This is a genomic window from Leptospira kmetyi serovar Malaysia str. Bejo-Iso9 (assembly GCF_000243735.2).
Classification (GTDB): Bacteria; Spirochaetota; Leptospiria; order Leptospirales; family Leptospiraceae; genus Leptospira; species Leptospira kmetyi.
In genome coordinates, this window is the sequence record NZ_AHMP02000003.1 from 92,707 (window position 1) to 112,415 (window position 19,709).

Genomic DNA, 19,709 nt, shown 5'->3' on the forward strand with positions numbered 1-19,709 from the left:
TTTTCTTTTTTGAAAATCTGCCGATGGGTACGGTATGGAAAAGAATCTCCTGCTGTACCAAGTTCCTCTAAGCGGGCTTGAAGAAAACGAGCTCACAAAACGGATCCAGGATCGCGCTCTCGGGAAAGAAAAATTTGATTTTTCTCCGTATTCGTGTTTCATAGAATACAAACCCGCAGATCCGGTCACGGGAATTCAATACAGGGACTGCGTGATTGATTACACACGATGTTCCAATCAGAAATGTATCAAAAAACTTATCTGAGGATCCTTTATTCTTTTTTAGTTTTTCTTTTTCTCTCCTGTTCTTTGATTCCCTCGAAGGCGCAGATCACCGCGGTTTCCGGGGGAGTCGAAATCATTCTTCCGTTTTATGAAAGAAACGGATTTCGGTTTATTCAACTTTCCTTAACACCCGACGGGAAGCCGCTTCGTTTTTTGGTGGATACCGGTTCGAGATTCTCCTTTTTGGACGAACGGTTTTTTACCGAACAAGACAGCAAACGCAGAATCGCAGTGACGTATCCGGGCGGCAAAGACGATTCGTATCGAAGAATCAGAACCGTTCAGTTGTATCACAGTGCTTACTCGATCTTTAAGGACATGACCGTTCATTCGCATACGTTCTCCGGAAATCTGGAGCTGGACGGTATCATAGGAATGGACGCGTTGTATGAGAAAATTCTAATATTAGAATATCCGACTCGAATCCGTTTTTTGGAAACTTCCGGAGGAGAATTCGCCGAATCCATGATGACCGATTTTCCCGGACTTACGCAGAACACGAGACCGCTTTTATTCTTCTCCGGTTTGCCGGTTCTCGAAATCAACTACGGAACCAAGGATAAGGCGGTTTTGGTTTTGGATACCGGGGCCGATCCGAGCGTTTTGGAACTTCCCGGTCCGATTCCCGACGTCGTGGAAGAAACGATCTGGAGCCGAACCGTTCCCGTGATCAATTTTCAGGGGAAGATCACCCATATTCGAACCCGTTTTGTTCGTAAACTCTGCGTGATTTCCACGTCTATCTGTGTGAAGGATTTGGAAATTCTCCCCTCGGGTCTTCCGGTGGATTTTTCCGGTGTCCCGACCGGGGTTCGGATTCAGGGAATTCTCGGGGTAAACTGGCTGAACGAGTATAGAATTCTTTTGGACATGAAACGGAGTCTTATAGGTATAGTAGGGAAAGACGGCGGGAAGTAGGATGAGCAAGGGCAAAATCATAGTGGCGATGAGCGGAGGAGTGGACAGCGCGGTGACCGCGGGTTTACTCATGGAAGAAGGCTACGAAGTCATCGGCGTCAACCTCAGAACCTGGGAATACGAAGCCCCCGCCTGCGACACCACCAAAAAATCCTGTTGTTCTCCCGAAGATATCCGCGACGCGAGGGACGTGGGTCTTTCTTTGAAGATTCCTTTTTACGTCGTGAAGATGGAAAAGGTCTTTCAAGAGAAGGTGATCGATCGTTTTATCGACGACTATCAACACGGAAAAACTCCGAACCCCTGCGTGGAATGCAATACCTTCGTGAAGTTCGGGGCTCTTTTCGAAAAAGCGAAGGCCCTCGGAATCGATAAGATCGCGACGGGACACTACGCGAGGATTTCTCAAAACGGAGATCGTTACGCGATCGCGAACGGGATCGACGTCGGAAAAAATCAGGCTTATTATTTATACGGACTTTCTCAAGAGAATTTAAAAAACGTAATATTCCCTCTCGGCGAAATGACCAAACCGGAAGTGCGCGAGATCGCGAGAAGAATGGGGCTTCCCGTCGCCGAAAAAGCGGAGTCTCAAGAGATTTGTTTTATTCCCGAAAACGACTATCGAAAGTTTTTGGAAAAGAAAAACGTGGAGTTCACTCCCGGCTTTTTCAAACTCAGGGACGGTCGTATCATCGGCAAACACAAGGGCCGTGAGAATTTTACGATCGGACAAAGAAAAGGTCTCGGGATCGCGTGGAAAAATCCTCTCTACGTAATCGCGATCGAAGACGACGGTTCCGTAATATTAGGAGAAGAGAATGAAACCTATACGGGTTCTTTTTCCGTCATCGACGCGAACTACCAAGGACTTTCTCCTTTGAACGAGGGAGAATCGATCGAATGCCGCGTGCAGGTTCGATACAGACATACTCCGATCCGTTGTCGCATAACAAAAGTCGGAGACGATCTTGTTGTCAATCCTCTGGAAGACGTACGCGGTGTGACGCCCGGACAATCCGCAGTGTTTTATCCTCTGGATTCCGATTATCTGCTGTTAGGCGGAATTATCCGTAAGGGGAGCATTGAAATGCAAACCCGAGAAGCCGAACCGGCCGTTTCTCTTCAAAGTTAAGATAGGATTTTCTTTTTGTCTTTAAGTCATAAAATTACGGGAAAGACGATTCTTATCGTAGGCGGCGGACTTCTTCAAGTTCCGATCATTCAAACCGCGAGAATGATGAAACTCACAACCGTCGTCGCCGACATGAACGGAGACGCGCTCGGGATGAAGATCTGCGACGTCCCGATGGTGATGAGCACGAAAGACATCGAAGGTATGGTTCGCGAATCCAAAAAACTCGCGACCAAAATCAAGATCGACGGAGTGATCACCGCGGGAACGGACGCGAGTATGACCGTGGCCGCTGTCGCCAACGCGCTCGATCTTCCGGGAATTCGTTACGTGGATGCAGAAGCCGCATCGAACAAGGTGAAGATGCGCGAACGTTTGAAAAAGGCGGGAATTCCTCTTCCCGGTTTCGCACCCGTTTGGAGCCTTTCCGATACGAGAGAAGCATTAGAATTTTTGAAATTTCCACTCGTGATGAAACCCGCCGACAACATGGGCGCGCGCGGTGTCATCAAGGTTGAAAACCGAGAAGAATTACAAGCGGCGTTCAAACACGCAAAAAAATATTCTCCCACGGGTGAGATGATTCTCGAGGAATACATGCCCGGTCCGGAAGTTTCCGTGGACGCTCTTACTTGGAACGGAAATTTCGTGATCACCGGAATCGCGGATCGGATCATCGAAAGAGAACCGTTCTTTATCGAGATGGGACACAACATGCCTTCCGCGTTGAGCCCTTCCGTTTTGAAGGAAGTGGAAGACGTGATGTTTCGAAGTATGAAGGCTCTCGGAATCAATCTCGGCGCGGGCAAGGGCGATATTAAAGTGACTCCGGACGGAGTGAAGGTAGGAGAAATCGCCGCGAGACTTTCCGGCGGTTTTATGTCCGCGTTTACGTTTCCTCTTTCCTCCGGAATCAACTTAAACCGCGCGGCCATCTTGATTGCGCTCGGCGAAGAACCCGACAATCTCACGCCGACCTTACAAAGGGTTTCGATCGAAAGAAGTCTTTTGGCTCCAAGGGGAAAACTGATCGCGATCGACGGCATCGAAGAAACGCGTAAGATCGACGGGGTCAAAGATCTTTTCTTTATGAATAAGATCGGGGATATCATCCAAGAGCCGACCAATAACATCGAAAAGACGGGGCACGTCATTATCAGCGCGGATACTTTGAAAGAAGCCGAAGCCGTGTTCGACCAAGTGAAGAATACGATTCGTTTTACCTGCGATGAACTCTATTCCATTTCCGAAAAGGAAATCCAGCAGAACGCTAGGACTCGTTTCGGCAAGGAAGTCTGTTGGGTCTGTAAGGTCTGCGACGGAACCGATTGCGCTTCCGGCGTTCCGGGGATGGGCGGCTTGGGAAGAATGCTCACCTTCCAAGACAATATCAACGCGCTTCAGGAATATTCCATTCTCCCCAAATACATCCGGGAACACACACAAGCCTCGGTCGAGACGAGCTTTCTCGGTAAAAAAATCAAAACACCGATGATGGCCGCACCGATGACGGGAGCCGTAACCAACATGAACGGGGCCATGGACGAATTTACGTTCGCCGCAACCTTGCTCGAAGGTTGTCAGACGTCGGGCACCTTAGCGTGGTTAGGCGACGGCGCGAGCCCTGATAAATATCTCATCATGCTCGAAGCGGTCCGTAAAACGAAGGCGGACGCGATTCTTATCTGCAAACCGAGAGAGGACGAAGGACTTCTTAAGGAACGATTTCAGGAATCCGAAAGCGCGGGATTGTTCGCGATCGGAATGGACGTGGACGCGGTGAACTTCAAAACGATGGCGTTGAAAAATATTTCCTCGGTGACACGCGACGTTTCCAAACTCGGAAAGATCCGATCTCTTACCAAACTTCCGTTTATCGTAAAAGGAATCATGACTCCCGAAGACGCGAAACTCGCCCTCGACGCGGGAGCGGATTGTATCGTCGTTTCCAATCACGGCGGTAGGGTTTTGGACGATATGCCCGGAACGGCAAGAGTTCTTTCCGGAATTCGAAAAGCGGTCGGAGACAAAATCCAAATCGCGGTGGACGGCGGCGTTCGAAGCGGAATGGACATCTTCAAGATGATCGCACTCGGTGCGAACACGGTTTTGGTCGGAAGGCCGATGGCGATTTTTGCCGTAGGCGGAGGTGTGGCCGGAGTCAGGTTCCTGATTTCTCAGTACACTGAAAATCTTTTGCAATCGATGAATGTCACCGGTGTCGAAACCTTGCAGGGAATCGGCACGGATCTTCTCTTTCGAAAAAAATTAGACGAAGAAAATTCCGTTTCCGAATGAGAAAATCGTTTTACTAAGTTCGCTTTTCCGATTCAATATTCAAACCGCAAATCGGGCCCTAAGCCGGACGCGGACGGAAACGAAACGGATCTCGCCAAACTCATGGATAAAATCATCAATGACCCGGAAGGGATTCACAAAATTCTTCAGTCGCTTTTTACGAGACTTCCCGTGGTCATTCTGGTCAACAACCGACCTCTTCCGGTGCGCGTTGTCGGCTTAAAAGATACGGTTCGAATCGTCGTAACGCTTCCTCCCGGAACTCCTCCGGAACAGAATCGAAAACTTTTTCTCGTTCACAACAATCATAGATTCGCCGCGTTATTCGCCGTTGAGATGCACAACCCCGCCAACGGCGTCGAACTTCTTCTCGCGACCGCGATTCAGGTTACGGTCGCGCAACGAACCGAGGAAAGGATCCATGTGGATTCTTCCCAAGTCGGATCGCAGGTCACTCTTACGAACATCATCAATCAGGGAAACTTAAGAAAAACATTAGGATTTGCTGATAAAAAGATAGACGAGATCGTAAAAAAACACGCGAAACAAATGAAGGAAACGTATCCTCATTCCAACATTTTCTTTTCGGATCGTATGGACAACCGTCTGCGATTGATGTATAACTTCGATCAGCCGATTTACGTTACGGATCGTCATTCGAAAAGCGACGGAAGCGGAGGCTTTCAATTTCTTCCCTTTTCCGAATATCAAAAACTCGTCGCGGTGAACAAACTCGAAAACGGAATCATGTCCGAAATCTCCATCATGATCCGTTACAAAGGTTATACTCCTCTCGGTTACGTTCAGATTCTCGCCGAAAAGGAACTGACCACGAACGATTTTAATTCCGCGAACATAGTCGCGAACGCGGTTTCGAAGGAAGTGATCGCTTCCGGTTTTTTTCAGGAATCGAAGGAACGATGCAACGTGGACAACATCTCCATGCAAGGGGTCGGTTTTTTTCATCCTCAATCCATATTCTTTTCCAGAAGTTTTGCGGTGGGGGAAACGATCCTATTCGATCTGAATCTTTCCGCGGAAAACAAGGGAACCTTTCGAGCCGTTATCCGAAACATCAACAACACCGATAAGATGTTTAGAATCGGTTGCGAATTCTTCAACCTGAACGAAAGAGAAGAGAATATGATCCAGTCTTACGTCGATTCCAAGGAAGCTTGAGTCTGAGCGCCGTCTTGATCGATCCTACCGATTCATTTACGAACTTAGAAGGGGAAGAATCGGAGCGCACATCCGAACGATTGAGTTTCCGCATCACCAAGGAAGAATCGGGAACCAGACTCGATCATTTTCTTTCCAAGAAATTCACGTATCATTCCAGAACCGCGTGGCAAAAGGAAATTTTAGAGGGAAGAATTCTGATCTCCGGTAAAAAAGCAAAACCCGGAATTCTGATCAAAGAAGGGGAAGTTGTCGCTTATCAACCGATCGAAAAAGAGGAGCCGCCGGTTCGAACCGATTATACGATTCTCTACGAGGACGACTTTATCGTCGCGGTCGATAAACCCGGAGATCTTCCGGTGCATCCCGCGGGCGTGTATCGAAAGGGAAATCTTCTTACGCTATTGCAGGAATCGGGAAACTTCGGAGAATTGTTTACGATTCACAGGCTCGATCGGGAGACCTCGGGCGTCGTGTTGTTCGCCAAGGATTCGAAAACGGCCTCGTTTTTGTCCGGTTTATTCAGTTCCGGGAATATTCAAAAATACTATATTACAAAAGTATATGGCGATTTTCCGAAACGAAAAATCGGCTACGGGGTTTTAAAATCCGACGCGACCTCCAAGATTCGAAAGAAGAGGGCCTTTGAGGAACGCAAAGTCGACCGAAGTCTTCGGACTTTGAAAAAAAACGTCGTATTGGAAACTTCGACGGTCTCGGAAGCCGACGAGGAAATCTGTCTCACCTATTTTAGAAAAATGGAATGTACTAAATCGATAAAATTAAACGATTCTTCCCTCGTTCTTTGCAAACCGATTACGGGAAGAATGCACCAGATTCGGGCGACCCTTTACAGTTTGGGTTTTCCGCTTTGGGGCGACAAACTTTACGGAAAGGACGAAAACGTTTTTTTGGAATTCATCGATGAAAAAAATCCGGATCTAAGCGCAAGACTCGGTATGGAAAGACAGGCCTTACACGCATACTCGATACGATTTACGCATCCGGTTACGAAAAAAAGAACGAGGATCAGCGCGCCTCTTCCAAAGGATTTTTTATGAGAACGATCGCACCGGGTTTGTTCGAATCCTTGATCCCCGTGATCGTTCTCGTGATGGGACTCGGTTACGCGGGAATCGTATTCGGAAACGGAACCGTAGACGGTCCGGCTCAGATGCTTTTGATTCTTTCGGGAACCGTCGCGAGTTTGCTCGGAATTCGTCTCGGAGTAAAATGGGAACTTTTGGAAGAACAGATTCTCGAATCGTTGAAGAACGTTTTAAAACCGGTGCTCATTCTTTTGTTGATCGGTTCTCTGATCGGAGTTTGGATTTGGTCCGGGATCGTTCCCTCGATGATCGTCTGGGGTTTGAAAATTCTCAAACCTTCCCTCTTTTTGGCGACCGCTTGTATCTTATCCTCGGTGGTTTCTTTGATCACGGGAAGTTCCTGGTCAACGGCTGGAACGGTCGGAGTGGCTTTGATGGGAATCGGAACGACGCTCGACATCTCTCCCGGAATCGCGGCGGGTGCGATCGTATCGGGCGCTTATTTCGGAGATAAACTTTCTCCCTTTTCGGAAACCACGAACCTCGCGTCCTCGATCGCGGGAACACCGTTGTTTACGCATATTCAACATATGTTATATACTACCTTGCCCGCGTTTTTTATCGCGCTCGTATTTTTTACTTGGGCCGGTTTCGGTTATCACGGTTCGGAAATCGGAGATCAAAAGGTTCAGGAAGTAATCCGTCTTCTCGAAGGTTCGTTTCGGATTCACCCGGCCTTGCTCGTTCCTCCCATCTTGACCTTCGTGTTGATCTACTTTAAGATTCCCGCGATTCCGTCCATTCTCGCGGGGATTCTTACCGGTGTTTTATCCGGAATTTTTTTACAACATCCCGACTTGAACTTTCAGGAAGTTTACAAACAGGTTTTGAACTCGGCGTCCAAGGGAAATTCCACAAGAACCGGAAACCCGATCACGGACGCTCTTCTTTCTCGGGGAGGAATGGCTTCGATGCTTCCCACGGTTTGGTTGATTTTTTCGGCGATGTTTTTTGCGGGAGCGATGGAAGGAGCGGGGTTCATCCAAAAGATCACCAAAGGAATATTAAAATATGCGAATACGGATCGATCCCTTTTGACGGGAACGATTCTCACGAGCATTTCGGCCAATCTTCTTTCTTCGGATCAATATCTTTCCATTTTGGTTCCGGGAAAGATGTTCAAAAAATCGTACGAAGAACACGGCCTGGATTCCAAAAATCTTTCGAGAGCATTGGAGGATTCCGGAACGATGACGTCCGCTTTGGTTCCCTGGAACACCTGCGGTTCGTTTATGGCCGCCGCGCTCGGAGTTCCCGTGGTTGTGTTTCTGCCCTATGCGGTTTTAAATCTTTGCAGTCCGATCATTTCTTTGATCTGCGCTTGGACGGGATGGACGATTCGAAAGAAATAGTCCAAGACTATGCGGCCCACGGCGAGTAGTTTTTAATATTAGAATATTCTAATTCTTTAAAATTTAAAAAAGTATCTTAAGAATTAAGAATACGCCCAGGTTGATTCCTCCCAGAATGAAAAACCAATTCAGATTCGGAGGAAGAAACGTTTCCTGGATCACGAATTCGATCGCACGTTTGAGCGCCTTTTGAAGATCTTCCGGGCTCGGATTTTCCGAATCCGGAATTCTCGCGGAAACTTCGGTAACAAGATTTTCGATCCCGAGTTTACCCGTGATTCTTTTAACGAGAAATCGGATCGGAGTAGGAAGGTCTTCCAATTTGGAAAGATAGTGGGGAAGATTTTGAATCTGTTTCGAGATCGAAAAATTCTTACCCTTGTTTTCGTCGGACTCGGCCTTTTTGCGGATCGACGCTTCCAACTTTTCGGAAAGATAAGCGCTTACGATTTCGGAATTGTCCACGACTAAAAATTGGAGCGCCTTGGAGACCGCGAATTTTTTACCGAATAAAAAATGAAGAAAGGGAAACACGATCCCGAATACGAGCACGATCAACGTGATCGGCCAGAGTTGAATGACGAGAAGAATGAGCACGAGCACGGCCCCGATTCCGCCCGCTCTCGCCGCGGGCATCGCGCCGATCCCGTCCGTAAACGATTTCATTTCGGGAAATAAGAACGCGAGAAGGATCCAATTGAAGGTCCATCCGATCAGAGTGAAAAAAACCGTGTTCACCAAAACGGTAAACGAGGCCCTCGCGGTGATTTTGAATAAGGATGTGGTATCGAGTTTCATACTTTAATCGCACCTTTCTTGCGCTTCCATATAGGAAGAATCCTTTCTGCGGACAAGCGGTAAATTTATTTCCTAAAAGGAAAAATAGTAATTCTTGGTTTCGTAAATTTGGAGGAAGAACGGGTCCGAAGTCGCCGATTTTGATCCGATTTAAACGCTTTTTTTCCTTGGAAAAAACGAAGAAGACCGATATTCAATAAAGAGAAAGCCATGGTTTCCAGAATTCAAACAGCACTGATCGCATTTATTCTTATTTCCGGAGAACTGCTTTGGGCCGTTTCCCCGGATCAGACCAACCTAGGGATTCTGATTGGGGAGAATAAAACCAATCTTAAATTCATCAATATCTGCGTGAGTAATCTCGCTCCGATATTGGAAGAAAGCGCGTCCTCCGCTCAGGATAAAACGCCGCCTAACAGTACAAAGGCGGAAGCCGGAACGGGAACAACCCCGCCCGCGGGTAAGGAAGAACTCTATAAAAAGCTGGGAAGTCTTCCTTCTTACGCAAGTTTGAAAAAAGCGAACCAATTCGATTTTAACGGAAACATGTGGTTTTTTCAGAGCAATTACAGTCTTTCCTTTAAGAACCTGCGCGGGGCGCAAGGTGAAATGAAAGACCTCTATCAGGCGACTCACGAACAATATCTTCAGAATTCAAGAGTGCTTTTGGAATACGCTTCTCCCTTGATCGTAAGAAGCAACGATAAGATCGCACAACATCTTTTGCGTTTGGGATTTCGGGATCTGAAAAGTTCCGAGGATCATTTTACGACTGCGTATAACTCCGCTCCGTATCAGTTCCGTTATAAACTTCTGCTTCATAGCGAAGGGATCAAAATCGCAAGAAGAGCGAGAAGATTCGCGCTTCTCGCTATGATCGCCTCCAAAACTCCAGCGGAAGACAAACCGGAATATCAGTTCGTAAACTTGGACGATATCCGCGCCGCCGCGGAAAAGGAAAACATTTCCGATTACGAAAGAATCAGAAACACGCTCATCAATTATATCGATAACGATCTGATCCAAAGAAAGATCGTTCCTCCGGGAGAAGCGAAGGACAGACCTTTGGACATTCTCGAGATCCACGACGACAACTATTCCTTCATCACTTCGGGAAGAATTTCACTGATGGACATGAGCAACGACGAGATCCGCACGGACGATATGGTTCAGAAGGAAACCCTTCCTCCGATTCCGGCAAAAACAAACAATTGAGAATATTCTAAAATACGAATGCGTGCGGGGAACGTCTTGAAAAATCTTTCGAAAACCATTCTTCCTTTGACGCTCGCTTTTGCGTTCATATTCTCCGTTTTCGATCTGAACGCGGGAACTCTTTCGTTTCGCGAAAAGAAAAAGTCGATCGAAAGAAAGATCCGAATTTTGGAAGAATCCAGAAAGGCGATTCCGTTTCAAAAACAGGAAGAGAATTGGAATCGTATCTCCACTCTGAGAGATCGTTTTCAAAACTTCGCGCGTTCCGGCACGGCTCAGGAAAGGGAAGAATCCCTTCTTCTATTGGAAAGAGCGGTTCCTCAGGTGACCGCGGATTTTGCGGAAGAGGGAAAGGTTTCCGCTAAGAATCTGATCGTTCTGTATTCGGAAGGTTATCTTCAGAAAAAAAATCATCCCGAAGAAACTCCTCTTTCCGCAAGCGCGGAAGAAAAGGCCTCGAACTATTTTCGAATGGCAAAGGAAGAATTGAATCAAGCCGAAAAGTTCGATCGGGATCGTAACGATTTTTACGCGCTCGTATTGTACGGAAGATCCATTCAATATTCTTTAAACGCTTTGGACGCTTTGAGTCTCGAAATCCCGAGCGGTTATTCCGGAATTCTCAAGAAAAAGAAACGCGCCTGATTCAATTTAGTTTCTTGCATTGATTCAAAAAACACTATAGACTATCCTCCGTTTTCAAAACAGCGAAAGTCGTTTTAAATTTAAAAGAAACGGCCTTTGAGGTTCGATCGATTCTTACGGAGGATTTTATGCCGGATATACTTCATCGGGTAGGTGTGGCTTTGCCGTCGGCTCGGGTTTTCGAGGCGATTTCAACGGTGGAAGGTCTTTGTCATTGGTGGGTTGCCGATACGAAAGGGAGCGCCTCCCTAAACGAAGTCATCGATTTCGGTTTTTGTAATATGAGAGTTTTAGAATCTCATCCGAATATCGTTCGATGGGAATGTATCAGCGGCCCGAAAGAATGGATCGGAACAAGAGTCACTTTCGAACTCGAGTTTAAGGATCATCAAACGTTCGTGTTGTTTCGTCATACCGATTGGAAGGAAGCGGTCGAATTTATGTATCACTGCAGCACGAAGTGGGCCACGTTTTTATTGAGCTTAAAATCCTATCTGGAAAAGGACGAAGGCCGCCCTCATCCCTACGACGTTAAAATCTGCGTCGGAGATTAAAACCCAGAATCGACTAAAAACCCGGTTCGACGACTTTTTTTCGAAGTTGAATCCGCGCAATGACGAGGATTCTTTTTTGTTTATATTTAAGAATTGACTTAATTAAGTAAATACTTAAATATAGAACCATGAACGCTTTTGCCGCGCTCGCGGACGATACAAGAAGGGAAATCGTGAGATTGGTGGTTAAAAACGGAGAATTGACCTCCACGGAAATCGGCCAAAATTTCAAGATGAGCCCGCCCGCCATTTCCCAGCACCTCAAGGTTCTAAAGGAAGCCAAGGTCCTTTCCATGAAGAAGGACGCGCAGAAACGTATCTATAGCCTAAACGAAACGGGGATTCACGAAATGGAAGATTGGCTTTCCGACATTCGAAATTTATGGAATAAGCGTTTGGATCGATTGGAAAAATATCTGTTGAAGATGAAGAAGGAGAGAGGCCGTGATAAAAGACAACGCTGAAACGATCATTCAAGAAAACAAGGTCATTTATAAAAGATACTTCGACGTTCCGGTCGATCTCGTCTTCGAAGCATGGTCGATGCCGGAACATCTTGCCGAATGGTGGGGACCGGACGGATTTACGTTAACGACCAAAAGTATGGATTTTTCAAACGGCGGGATCTGGGATTTTATCATGCACGGACCCGACGGACACGATTATAAAAACAAGATTCGATTTACGGACATACAGAAACCGCGTCACATCCACTATAAACATCTGGGCGACGGAGAAGGGGCTCATGACGTGGTCTTCGATTCAAGAATTCTTTTTGAGGAAGTCGGAGAAGGAACGAACCTGATTATGGAACAGATCTTTCCGAGCAAAGAGGAACTCGAACGAGTGAACCAAAAATACGGTGCGATCGAAGGCGGTAAACAACACCTCGCGAATCTCGCCCGATACTTGGAAAAGATTCGTAAAATTTAAACCGAAATGGAAACGAGAAGGATCGAGGTCAAACGAAGTCGACCCCGTGATCGAAGTCCGCGGAACATACACGGTCAATCAGTTGCGATCGCCCGTTTCCTTGGAATTTTTTTCCGTATCCGTAGATTCTTTGGGAACGTCTTCTTTAGGATCGGAATCCGCTTTTGTTTCCTTTTTGGTTTCCGCTTCATTCGAATTTTCTAATTCGGAAATTTCGATCGAAACGGCCGCCGTAAGCGCGTAATCATACAAACGATACTCGTCGCCGCGATACAAAGGATACCGATACGAAAGATTGAAGTTGAGTTTTTCGGAAATGTTCGCGGAGAACCCGAGACTCACTTCCCGAAAGATGGAAGGAACCTTACCTTGATCCGTTCTTTTTAAATCCACGCCTTCGTACGGGGTTCTATATAAGATTCCCGTGAAAAAAGAAAGACCCGGTTTCCAAAGATACGTGATGTAACCCGAAAAGAGAGTCGTCTTTTTTAAAAGATACGGGTCTTGAGGCGCGGCGGAAGAAGGCGTTCTCAACCAATAAGGAATTCCGTCGTTGTCCTGAAGGTTGGAAGGTTGAGACCTGGACAAAGGAAAGATTCCGCTGATTCTTCCCACAAAACTGAACTTGCCCGCAAGATAGCCTAACGTAAGACCCGGAATTCCGGAATAATAATTCCCACCCGTGAACTTATCCGTATCCGGTCCCGAAGGAAAACCCACGTTTGCGCTGAGAACCACGAAGTAATTTTTTTGAAAGTCGATCAAAGGAAGATACTTTATTCCGATGTATGTCTTTCCGATTCTCGCCGCGTCGGATCGATCCTTTTGTTCGTAATACGTGTAAGGCGTGCTTAAGTTGAGCGCGAACATTCCGTTTTTAAGATTCATCTCACCGTAGAATGTGGTCGTATGGATATTGCTGTTCTCGTTGGTTTGTTTGTAGTAGTCTTGCGTAAAGACGACGTAGTTGGCGGGTTTTTCCCTTTTACCGGTAAACGGGTCCACAAAACGGGTGGAGGATTGTTCGCTTCCTCCCATTCCCGTGTGATGGGCCTCGACGACATCGAAAGAAAACGACAAAAGAAGAATGTAGAAAATTAGAATATTCTGTTTCATTAAAATAGACTGCATCCGGTTTGATAGAGAACCCTGTCCTGTTGTCGAAGGTTCGCCAAAATCAGATTGTATAAATTTACGTTTTGATACGGATTGATGTCCACGGGATTCGTCAAACCAGCGATCGCATTCAGGATCGAGGTCCCGCTTTGGTCCTGAAAGATTCCGTTGGATTTCCATGTCACCGGAAAACTTCCCAACTTTTCGGGGACGATATCGAATCGGCATCTCGGAAAAAGTTCCAGAACAAAGGAGGACATCTGAAGCCGAACCGTTCTTACCACGGGCGCGGTGATCTGAAAGGTGAGATTGACCGAATTGATCTTATACTTCACCGAAGCGAGATAACCCGAAGGAACTCCCGCGATCAAAGGAGCCGCAGAAGTATGAACGTCTCCGGTCAAAATCGTTTCGGTGATCGTATCCAAACTCGTATCATTGAAAGCGGGAGTTCCGTATTCTTGTCCGTAAGGAGAAGTTTCCGGCAGATCCAGCGGAACCGTATACGGCGTGTGAGAATGGGCCGAATGTTCGTTCGGATCGGTGACGTCTAACGTTCTTGTCTGACCGGGTACTGTGGGAACCGGATTGGGATTGACTCGGATGGAAATTCCGTCCCAACCGATCTTGGAACCCGTTTGCAGTTGAAGGCTGTACGTGGTCGCTCCCGAAATCACGTCGAAGGTTCCGATGTTCGAATCCTGTTGATCGTCCGTATAATAAAGATAGGTTCGAAACGAAGACGGTCTTTCGCTGAAAAGGGTTAGGAGTCTCTGCAACATCTTCGCTTCTTCGGTTCTCGAATCTCCCACGGAACCGAAGGTGCAGGCTCCGAAGAAGATTAAAGAAATTGAATAAAGAAAGATCTTAAAAAGGATCGCTGTGTTTCGAATCATTTACAAATTCCGTATCCGTTAAACTTTTTAAGAAATTGACGAGGTCCGTTTTTTCGGAGGCAGTAAGTCCGATCGCGAATACGAACGGGTTCTTATTCGGGTTCGCTCTTCCGTCGCCCGTATTCGGACCCGTTGTGATGTTTCTTCCTCCGGCGTTGTAGTGTTCGACCACGTTCTCCAGAGTGTCGATCGAACCGTCGTGCATATACGGAGCGGTCAATTCGACGTTTCGAATGGACGGCGCGCGGAATTTTCCCTTATCCGAGTTTAGGTTCGTAAACTCGTACAAACCTTGGTTGCCCGACGGATAACTTCCGTTTCCGCCGATATTGTAAAGACCGTTGTTGTGAAACGTGATTTCTTCGGTGATCGTTCCCACGTGAACGCTCGACGCGGCGAGATTGAAACCCCCGTGACAGTGAAAACATTCTCCCTTTTCGGAAAAGAAAATCTGCGCCCCTCTCAAAATCGATGCCCTTTGTGTGGAGTTGCCGAGGGCGGCCACGTTTCCGTCGTATTGATATTTATCGTATGCGGAACGTCCCGAAATCAAGGTTCTTTCAAAACTCGCGATCGCCTTAACGACGTTAGACGTAGTAAACGGATCTCCGATCGGAAACGCTTTTTGAAACAGGGTCTGATAACGGTTGTCCGCTCGGAGACGATCGAGCATTTCGTTTTCGCGGTTGGCGAGCCCGAGTTCCACCGGATGTTCTCCGAACATAGGAACGAGCATCTGGTCCTCCAGATTTTTTAAGTTCGGATTGACCCAGGTCTGACGCACGTTATACGCAACGTTGATGATCCCTTGTGCGTTTCTCGGATGAATGTCGCCCGTGGAACCGACGCTCGTGGTCAGCGTGTCCGTAAACGCGTTCGCTTGTTTGTGACAGGAACCGCAGGACTGGGTTTGGTTTCCCGAAAGTTTCTTATCATAAAATAAGAATCTTCCGAGATCCACCTTCTCCTGTGTCATCGGATTGGAAGCCGGAACCGCGGGAATCGGAAAACCCGGAGGCAGATTCCAGACATACGTATTCTGAGGAATGAGCAAAAACAAAAGCGCTTCGTTTTGATTCGATTCTTTCTTATCGAAAGGAGCGAAGGGAAGAATTCCCGATCCGCACTGAATTAGAAAAAGCGCATATACACATTGAAGAAATCGTTTCATAATCTTTCTCCAAGACGCGGTATAAACCCCGCGTCTTTGTTGAAATTAATTCTTAATTCTTACCGTAAAAACGGTCTTTGTAGGAGTTGCGGGAACGCCCGTCGCTAAAACCAAGCCGATGTTCGGAAAGATCGTTGGGCAACCGACGCTCATCATACCGCTCGTTCCGGACATACACATCGCCGCGCCCGCGCTCGCAGTAAGATCGATTCCTTGCAAAAGCGCTTGCACATCGATTTTGATTTCCTGAGTTGCAGGATTGAATCCTCCGTCCGGAGTCAGAGTTACCGGAATTAAATTCGATCGTAGGCACGTGCTCGCGGCTCCGGTTCCGGTGCAATCTCCCGCGCCGATATGAACCGAGGTTCCCGCGCTTCCGGTTTCCGCGGTTTCAAAATCGAGTTTTAAAAATTTATAACCCGCGGTCCAACTCCAAAACATACCGGTCGTATTCATCGGAGCGGTTTGATTGTCCGCGTCCAAGTGATTCTTGTTTTCGGGAACTCCGACCGTGAACTTGATTCCCTTATACGTTCCCGAAGGAATCGAAGCGCTTACGAGATTGTTGGTCTCCGGAGTTCCGTCGCATTTGCCGGTTTTGTTTTCGAAATCGAGAAGGGTGATATTGCCGGATTGAAACTTGCCGTCTTGATTGAGGACGAGAGTAACTTCCTCTCCAGAGTCTTTGACGAGTTTTACGTCGTGTATAAAAAGACGGAAGTCGTGTAATTGAAACGTCGTGCTTTCCGCGATGTGCGCGTTCGGAATGAAGGGAAGGTTTTCCAAAACGCTCGCGTGACCTTTGAGAGTGGCCCCGCATTCCAGCTTTTGAGTTCCCGCATACGCAGAGAATTGAATTCCGGGCGTACCGGCAAGAGCGATCAAAGCGACGATGTTATTCGTATCGGAATCGTCCTTTTTTTTGTCCCAAGGACAATGAAGCGTAAAAAGGGAAAGTGATACGACCAGAGTAAGAACGGATATTTTTTTAAACATGATAATCTCCTAATGTATTGAAAACGGGGTCCGAATCGCTCGCGAATCAATGCGAAACGCGGAGACAGACTTCACGAGCGCGCGCGGATGACGCGGGGCGGCGCTAAGAATGACCGGTCGTTCGGACGGACCTTAAAGAATTTTCGAGAAAAGGTTAGGAGAATCGAGGGGGTTTCAAAAGAGAAAAGGAAGAATGGATTCCTAAATTAAAATATTCTAAAGTGATAATATGAAGAACGTCTGTTTTGTGGTTTAGATCGGAAAGCTGAACCGGTGAAAACAACGCGGAATAAAACGCGCTCAGTTGGGAGAGTTTGTTTTCGGTTTTTTTACAGGAACAAGCGTGGGTTTCGCCGGATTTCGCGGAATGACAACTCGGGAACGTTTTGGCAACCCGAGATTCCTTTCCGGATCTGGATTTTCGGGAAAATCGTTTGTCCTCTTCGTCCGCGTGTTTTTGTTTTTTGCTTCCGTGGTTGCATTCGCAGATTTTCGCCTTTTCCGCGAGAACACAACCGAAAAGACCGCTGGAGAAAACGAGGGCTTGGAATAGAATCGAAACGGAAAGAAAAAACGAAAGAAAGGATTTCATCCCAGATTGATCTTGAGCTTGGAAAGAACCAGTTGAAGCCCTTCGCTCAGTTTCACTTCCGAGATCTGAATCTGTTCCTTTTTCAATTCGGAAATAAATTTTAGAATGCGGTTCAAAACCATGGAGGGAATCGCCACAACCGGGGTAAGATCCAGAATCACATTGTTGGGACGAATTTCGCGGATCTGGGACAGAATTTCCTCGATTTCTTCGGTTTCTACGGAACAGATATTCTTACGAAACTCGACCCGAAAGGAATTCTTATCGGGATAAATTGTGGATTCTTCCAGTTGTTGCATAAAAGAGAACGCCGTTACTACTATTTTAAGAACGAGATTTTCCTGGAAACAAAAAAAACGTTCGATCGGGTTCGCAGATTGGACAAACGGTAGTCTTCGTTCCGATTTTATGTTTCGCAAAAACGCTTTTCGAACTTTTATATCCTAATGGAAAAACGGATTCGAAGGCAATTTGAGAATTTCTCGGCGGCATTGCGCTTGGAGTCTGCGGTTTGGATCGGTTTTTCCGTTCTTTTGATTCTTCCCTTATTGTCCTTTTATCCCTGGAAGTTTAGAATCGGATTCGTTCTTCTTTTTGTTCTCTACGCGTCGATCGACGTCTTATCGCCGTTAGTCGGCACGTTTCTCATCGCGGCGAGCGGAGTTTTTTTCGGAAATCATCCCGGGGGAAGATTTTTAGAAATCCAGGATTGTCTTTGGATTTTTTGGTGCGTGCGCGGAATCGTCCGGAATCGACTTCAAGGAAATTCGTTTTTACAAGACGCATTTTGGAAACGTCCGATCGGAATTCTTTTGATCTTGTTCGGTTGTTCCGGTTTTTTAAGCCTCGCCGCCAATCCGGATTTGTTATCGGATCTAAGATTCTATCAAAAGGGATGGTTTTGGTTTTTGCATTCCACGGAACTCGAACCGAATTATCCGTTGAAACTTTTGTTTCTGGGAGTTTTGTTTTGCGCGGGTTTTGTAGCGCGTGCGGATTGGCTGGAAAGAAAAAACGAAAACTCCGAAACGAACTCCGCGTTTTTATTCGCGTTTACGGGCGGAATATTCTTCGGAATGTTCGTATCGATTTGCGTAGGTTGGGCGGAATATTTTTTTCCGGTCGTAAAAACCACATTAGATATTTATCATACATGGCTGGATGGATATAAACTCGTGGCCTTGCCGCATTCTCTGATTCCCGCTTTGGAAAAATATCTGCCGAAGGACGCGATCCAATCCCTTTTTTGGAATCGAAGTTGGTTCGCGATATATCTGATTTCGGGTCTTCCTTTTTTATTTTCGTTTTTAAGCTCCGTTTCTGAAAAACAGAATTTTAGAATCTTCCAAAAAGAATGGATTTGGATTCCGTTGACCGTCGTGATTTTGGGAATTACCTTTTTTTGGATCGGAGCTCGGGGCGGCGTTTTGTCCTTTGTTTCTTTTTTAGCGATCACCGCGTCGGCTTGGTTTTATTTTTCCTTTGTAAAGAAGGAAAGGTGGATCCGGATTTTTTCGATTTCGTTCGCCTCTTTGTTTGTCGTAGGAGCGATTCTATTTCCTTTGCTCATCGTCGGAACACAAGGATTCGGCGGGTCGGGAGATCCGGAACGGCTTTCTCATTTTAACGCGGGGCTCAAACTCTTTTCCGAAAAACCGTTGTTAGGCGGAGGGTTCGAATCCTTCGGCTGGTACAACGAATGTTGTCTCAATCCGTTCCGACGGGAAAGCGCGTATCATACCACGCACAACCAAACGGTTCAGATCGTTTCCGGTTTGGGCGTTGTGGGACTTGTTTTTTATTCGTTACTTTGGGGAGATTTGTTCTACGGACTTTTGCGGTTTCGAAACGAAAAAGAAACGGTTCTCCATTCTTCTTTGATCTTCGGATCGATTTGTGCGGTCTTCGTATATTCCTTTTTTCAAGAATGGTTTTATCTGAGAGCGGTTTACTTTCAGTGGATCGTTTTGTTCCTGGTTTTCGGAAATTTTACCGGTTTTGAAAATCGTTTTGCGGTTTATCTTCGGGAATCACTTAAGAATATTAAACTATTGGCAACTTCTTGTTTTTTGGTTTTGATCGTCCTTTTCGGATCTTTGATTTTCTTTCCGACCAAAAATTATCTTTCCGGAATTTATTTTCCGCCCGGAAAAACGGAAAGCGGAGCGGAAAAACCGAGATACGAGGCCTGGGTGTTGGCGGGAGAAGGGAAGATGACTCTGGTTTCCAAACCGGATTTCTACGATGTTTGGCCGGATCGTAATTTGGAAAAAGGTTCCTTGTCTCTTTCCGTAAGCGGCGGACATTGGCAAGAATACAAACCCACAAAGTTCGAAGAGCCTCGCGAAAGCCTGACCCTGCAAACGATCGAAGGGGAGAATCTTTTGAAATCGAGTTGCTTTTTGTTAAACGAACCGAGCTTTTTTCGAACCCTTGCGTTCTGGAAGCCCGAGCCGATCGACCCCGAACCTCGGAAAATCTGCTCCCGAATTCGTATTCAAAAATTCTTATAATCCA

The 19,709-nt window shown here is 46.6% G+C and carries 20 protein-coding genes; 13 read left to right on the top strand and 7 right to left on the bottom strand.

The annotated features are described in order from the left end of the window. The first annotated feature begins 34 nt into the window (after window positions 1-34). The 7 genes from LEP1GSC052_RS02860 to nhaC all read left to right on the top strand — a co-directional run bounded on the left by LEP1GSC052_RS02860 (window position 35) and on the right by nhaC (window position 8,276). Window positions 35-265: a hypothetical protein gene (locus LEP1GSC052_RS02860; protein ID WP_010574333.1), complete on the top strand. Its 231-nt coding sequence runs from the start codon at window positions 35-37 to the stop codon at window positions 263-265. Continuing rightward, the gene (locus LEP1GSC052_RS02865; RefSeq protein WP_010574334.1) at window positions 244-1,203 is read left to right on the top strand and encodes a retropepsin-like aspartic protease; all 960 of its coding nucleotides are present in this window, start codon (window positions 244-246) and stop codon (window positions 1,201-1,203) included. Before LEP1GSC052_RS02860 ends, LEP1GSC052_RS02865 begins: the two co-directional genes overlap by 22 nt. Window position 1,204: 1 nt before the next feature. Continuing rightward, entirely contained in the window at window positions 1,205-2,338 is a 1,134-nt protein-coding gene (gene mnmA, locus LEP1GSC052_RS02870) for a tRNA 2-thiouridine(34) synthase MnmA (protein ID WP_010574335.1), read from the top strand. Between the two features lie 15 nt (window positions 2,339-2,353). Continuing rightward, window positions 2,354-4,636, top strand: a complete 2,283-nt coding sequence (locus tag LEP1GSC052_RS02875; protein WP_010574336.1) for an alpha-hydroxy-acid oxidizing protein — start codon at window positions 2,354-2,356, stop codon at window positions 4,634-4,636. A 102-nt stretch (window positions 4,637-4,738) separates the two neighbouring features. Then, window positions 4,739-5,815, top strand: coding sequence for a PilZ domain-containing protein (locus LEP1GSC052_RS02880; protein ID WP_010574337.1), 1,077 nt, complete (start codon window positions 4,739-4,741; stop codon window positions 5,813-5,815). Between the two features lie 14 nt (window positions 5,816-5,829). Beyond that, complete coding sequence (locus LEP1GSC052_RS02885; protein ID WP_425268407.1) at window positions 5,830-6,876, top strand: pseudouridine synthase; 1,047 nt, start codon at window positions 5,830-5,832, stop codon at window positions 6,874-6,876. A 5-nt stretch (window positions 6,877-6,881) separates the two neighbouring features. After that, window positions 6,882-8,276, top strand: coding sequence for a Na+/H+ antiporter NhaC (nhaC, locus tag LEP1GSC052_RS02890; RefSeq protein WP_205872843.1), 1,395 nt, complete (start codon window positions 6,882-6,884; stop codon window positions 8,274-8,276). Between the two features lie 63 nt (window positions 8,277-8,339). On the opposite strand, the gene LEP1GSC052_RS21615 is transcribed toward nhaC, so the two are convergent. Further along, the gene (locus LEP1GSC052_RS21615; protein ID WP_020986086.1) at window positions 8,340-9,074 is read right to left on the bottom strand and encodes a hypothetical protein; all 735 of its coding nucleotides are present in this window, start codon (window positions 9,072-9,074) and stop codon (window positions 8,340-8,342) included. Between the two features lie 210 nt (window positions 9,075-9,284). Here LEP1GSC052_RS21615 and LEP1GSC052_RS02905 point away from each other — a divergent pair, with 210 nt between their 5' ends. The 5 genes from LEP1GSC052_RS02905 to LEP1GSC052_RS02925 all read left to right on the top strand — a co-directional run bounded on the left by LEP1GSC052_RS02905 (window position 9,285) and on the right by LEP1GSC052_RS02925 (window position 12,421). Further along, window positions 9,285-10,289, top strand: coding sequence for an adhesin OmpL37 family surface protein (locus LEP1GSC052_RS02905; protein WP_010574342.1), 1,005 nt, complete (start codon window positions 9,285-9,287; stop codon window positions 10,287-10,289). 36 nt (window positions 10,290-10,325) lie between these two features. Then, window positions 10,326-10,934: a hypothetical protein gene (locus tag LEP1GSC052_RS02910; RefSeq protein WP_425268399.1), complete on the top strand. Its 609-nt coding sequence runs from the start codon at window positions 10,326-10,328 to the stop codon at window positions 10,932-10,934. Between the two features lie 128 nt (window positions 10,935-11,062). Further along, on the top strand, window positions 11,063-11,488 hold the full coding sequence (locus LEP1GSC052_RS02915; RefSeq protein ID WP_010574343.1) for an SRPBCC family protein: 426 nt from the start codon (window positions 11,063-11,065) through the stop codon (window positions 11,486-11,488). Between the two features lie 128 nt (window positions 11,489-11,616). Beyond that, entirely contained in the window at window positions 11,617-11,952 is a 336-nt protein-coding gene (locus tag LEP1GSC052_RS02920) for an ArsR/SmtB family transcription factor (protein WP_020986346.1), read from the top strand. Then, window positions 11,933-12,421 (top strand): SRPBCC family protein, encoded by a 489-nt coding sequence (locus LEP1GSC052_RS02925; protein ID WP_010574346.1) that lies wholly within the window; start codon window positions 11,933-11,935, stop codon window positions 12,419-12,421. The genes LEP1GSC052_RS02920 and LEP1GSC052_RS02925 overlap by 20 nt, the downstream gene beginning before the upstream one ends. Window positions 12,422-12,499: 78 nt before the next feature. Here the strand turns inward: LEP1GSC052_RS02925 and LEP1GSC052_RS02930 are convergent, their stop codons facing one another. The 6 genes from LEP1GSC052_RS02930 to LEP1GSC052_RS02955 all read right to left on the bottom strand — a co-directional run bounded on the left by LEP1GSC052_RS02930 (window position 12,500) and on the right by LEP1GSC052_RS02955 (window position 17,491). Continuing rightward, on the bottom strand, window positions 12,500-13,537 hold the full coding sequence (locus tag LEP1GSC052_RS02930; protein WP_010574347.1) for an LIC11086 family outer membrane transporter: 1,038 nt from the start codon (window positions 13,535-13,537) through the stop codon (window positions 12,500-12,502). After that, window positions 13,537-14,433, bottom strand: a complete 897-nt coding sequence (gene lsa30 / locus LEP1GSC052_RS02935) for a laminin/fibronectin-binding adhesin Lsa30 (protein ID WP_010574348.1) — start codon at window positions 14,431-14,433, stop codon at window positions 13,537-13,539. Before lsa30 ends, LEP1GSC052_RS02930 begins: the two co-directional genes overlap by 1 nt. Further along, on the bottom strand, window positions 14,405-15,604 hold the full coding sequence (locus LEP1GSC052_RS02940) for an MbnH family di-heme enzyme (protein WP_010574349.1): 1,200 nt from the start codon (window positions 15,602-15,604) through the stop codon (window positions 14,405-14,407). The genes lsa30 and LEP1GSC052_RS02940 overlap by 29 nt, the downstream gene beginning before the upstream one ends. Before the next feature lie 45 nt (window positions 15,605-15,649). Continuing rightward, window positions 15,650-16,600 carry an MbnP family copper-binding protein gene (locus tag LEP1GSC052_RS02945; protein ID WP_010574350.1) on the bottom strand — a complete coding sequence of 317 codons (951 nt, stop codon included), beginning with the start codon at window positions 16,598-16,600 and terminating at the stop codon, window positions 15,650-15,652. 154 nt (window positions 16,601-16,754) lie between these two features. Continuing rightward, window positions 16,755-17,192, bottom strand: coding sequence for an LIC_11090 family protein (locus tag LEP1GSC052_RS02950; protein WP_010574351.1), 438 nt, complete (start codon window positions 17,190-17,192; stop codon window positions 16,755-16,757). Then, a complete protein-coding gene (locus tag LEP1GSC052_RS02955; protein ID WP_010574352.1) occupies window positions 17,189-17,491 on the bottom strand; it encodes an STAS domain-containing protein in 303 nt (100 codons plus the stop codon). Before LEP1GSC052_RS02955 ends, LEP1GSC052_RS02950 begins: the two co-directional genes overlap by 4 nt. 147 nt (window positions 17,492-17,638) lie before the next feature. Between LEP1GSC052_RS02955 and LEP1GSC052_RS02960 the strand changes: the two genes are divergently transcribed. After that, window positions 17,639-19,705 (top strand): O-antigen ligase family protein, encoded by a 2,067-nt coding sequence (locus LEP1GSC052_RS02960; RefSeq protein ID WP_040912796.1) that lies wholly within the window; start codon window positions 17,639-17,641, stop codon window positions 19,703-19,705. Window positions 19,706-19,709: the final 4 nt, after the last annotated feature.

Bases quoted from the DNA above. Each gene is read 5' to 3' on its own strand.
- LEP1GSC052_RS02860 (WP_010574333.1), top strand. From the start codon at position 35: ATGGAAAAGAATCTCCTGCTGTACCAAGTTCCTCTAAGCGGGCTTGAA.
- LEP1GSC052_RS02865 (WP_010574334.1), top strand. From the start codon at position 244: ATGTATCAAAAAACTTATCTGAGGATCCTTTATTCTTTTTTAGTTTTT.
- mnmA (WP_010574335.1), top strand. From the start codon at position 1,205: ATGAGCAAGGGCAAAATCATAGTGGCGATGAGCGGAGGAGTGGACAGC.
- LEP1GSC052_RS02880 (WP_010574337.1), top strand. From the start codon at position 4,739: ATGGATAAAATCATCAATGACCCGGAAGGGATTCACAAAATTCTTCAG.
- LEP1GSC052_RS21615 (WP_020986086.1), bottom strand. From the start codon at position 9,074: ATGAAACTCGATACCACATCCTTATTCAAAATCACCGCGAGGGCCTCG.
- LEP1GSC052_RS02905 (WP_010574342.1), top strand. From the start codon at position 9,285: ATGGTTTCCAGAATTCAAACAGCACTGATCGCATTTATTCTTATTTCC.
- LEP1GSC052_RS02915 (WP_010574343.1), top strand. From the start codon at position 11,063: ATGCCGGATATACTTCATCGGGTAGGTGTGGCTTTGCCGTCGGCTCGG.
- LEP1GSC052_RS02920 (WP_020986346.1), top strand. From the start codon at position 11,617: ATGAACGCTTTTGCCGCGCTCGCGGACGATACAAGAAGGGAAATCGTG.
- LEP1GSC052_RS02930 (WP_010574347.1), bottom strand. From the start codon at position 13,537: ATGAAACAGAATATTCTAATTTTCTACATTCTTCTTTTGTCGTTTTCT.
- lsa30 (WP_010574348.1), bottom strand. From the start codon at position 14,433: ATGATTCGAAACACAGCGATCCTTTTTAAGATCTTTCTTTATTCAATT.
- LEP1GSC052_RS02940 (WP_010574349.1), bottom strand. From the start codon at position 15,604: ATGAAACGATTTCTTCAATGTGTATATGCGCTTTTTCTAATTCAGTGC.
- LEP1GSC052_RS02945 (WP_010574350.1), bottom strand. From the start codon at position 16,600: ATGTTTAAAAAAATATCCGTTCTTACTCTGGTCGTATCACTTTCCCTT.
- LEP1GSC052_RS02950 (WP_010574351.1), bottom strand. From the start codon at position 17,192: ATGAAATCCTTTCTTTCGTTTTTTCTTTCCGTTTCGATTCTATTCCAA.
- LEP1GSC052_RS02955 (WP_010574352.1), bottom strand. From the start codon at position 17,491: ATGCAACAACTGGAAGAATCCACAATTTATCCCGATAAGAATTCCTTT.
- LEP1GSC052_RS02960 (WP_040912796.1), top strand. From the start codon at position 17,639: ATGGAAAAACGGATTCGAAGGCAATTTGAGAATTTCTCGGCGGCATTG.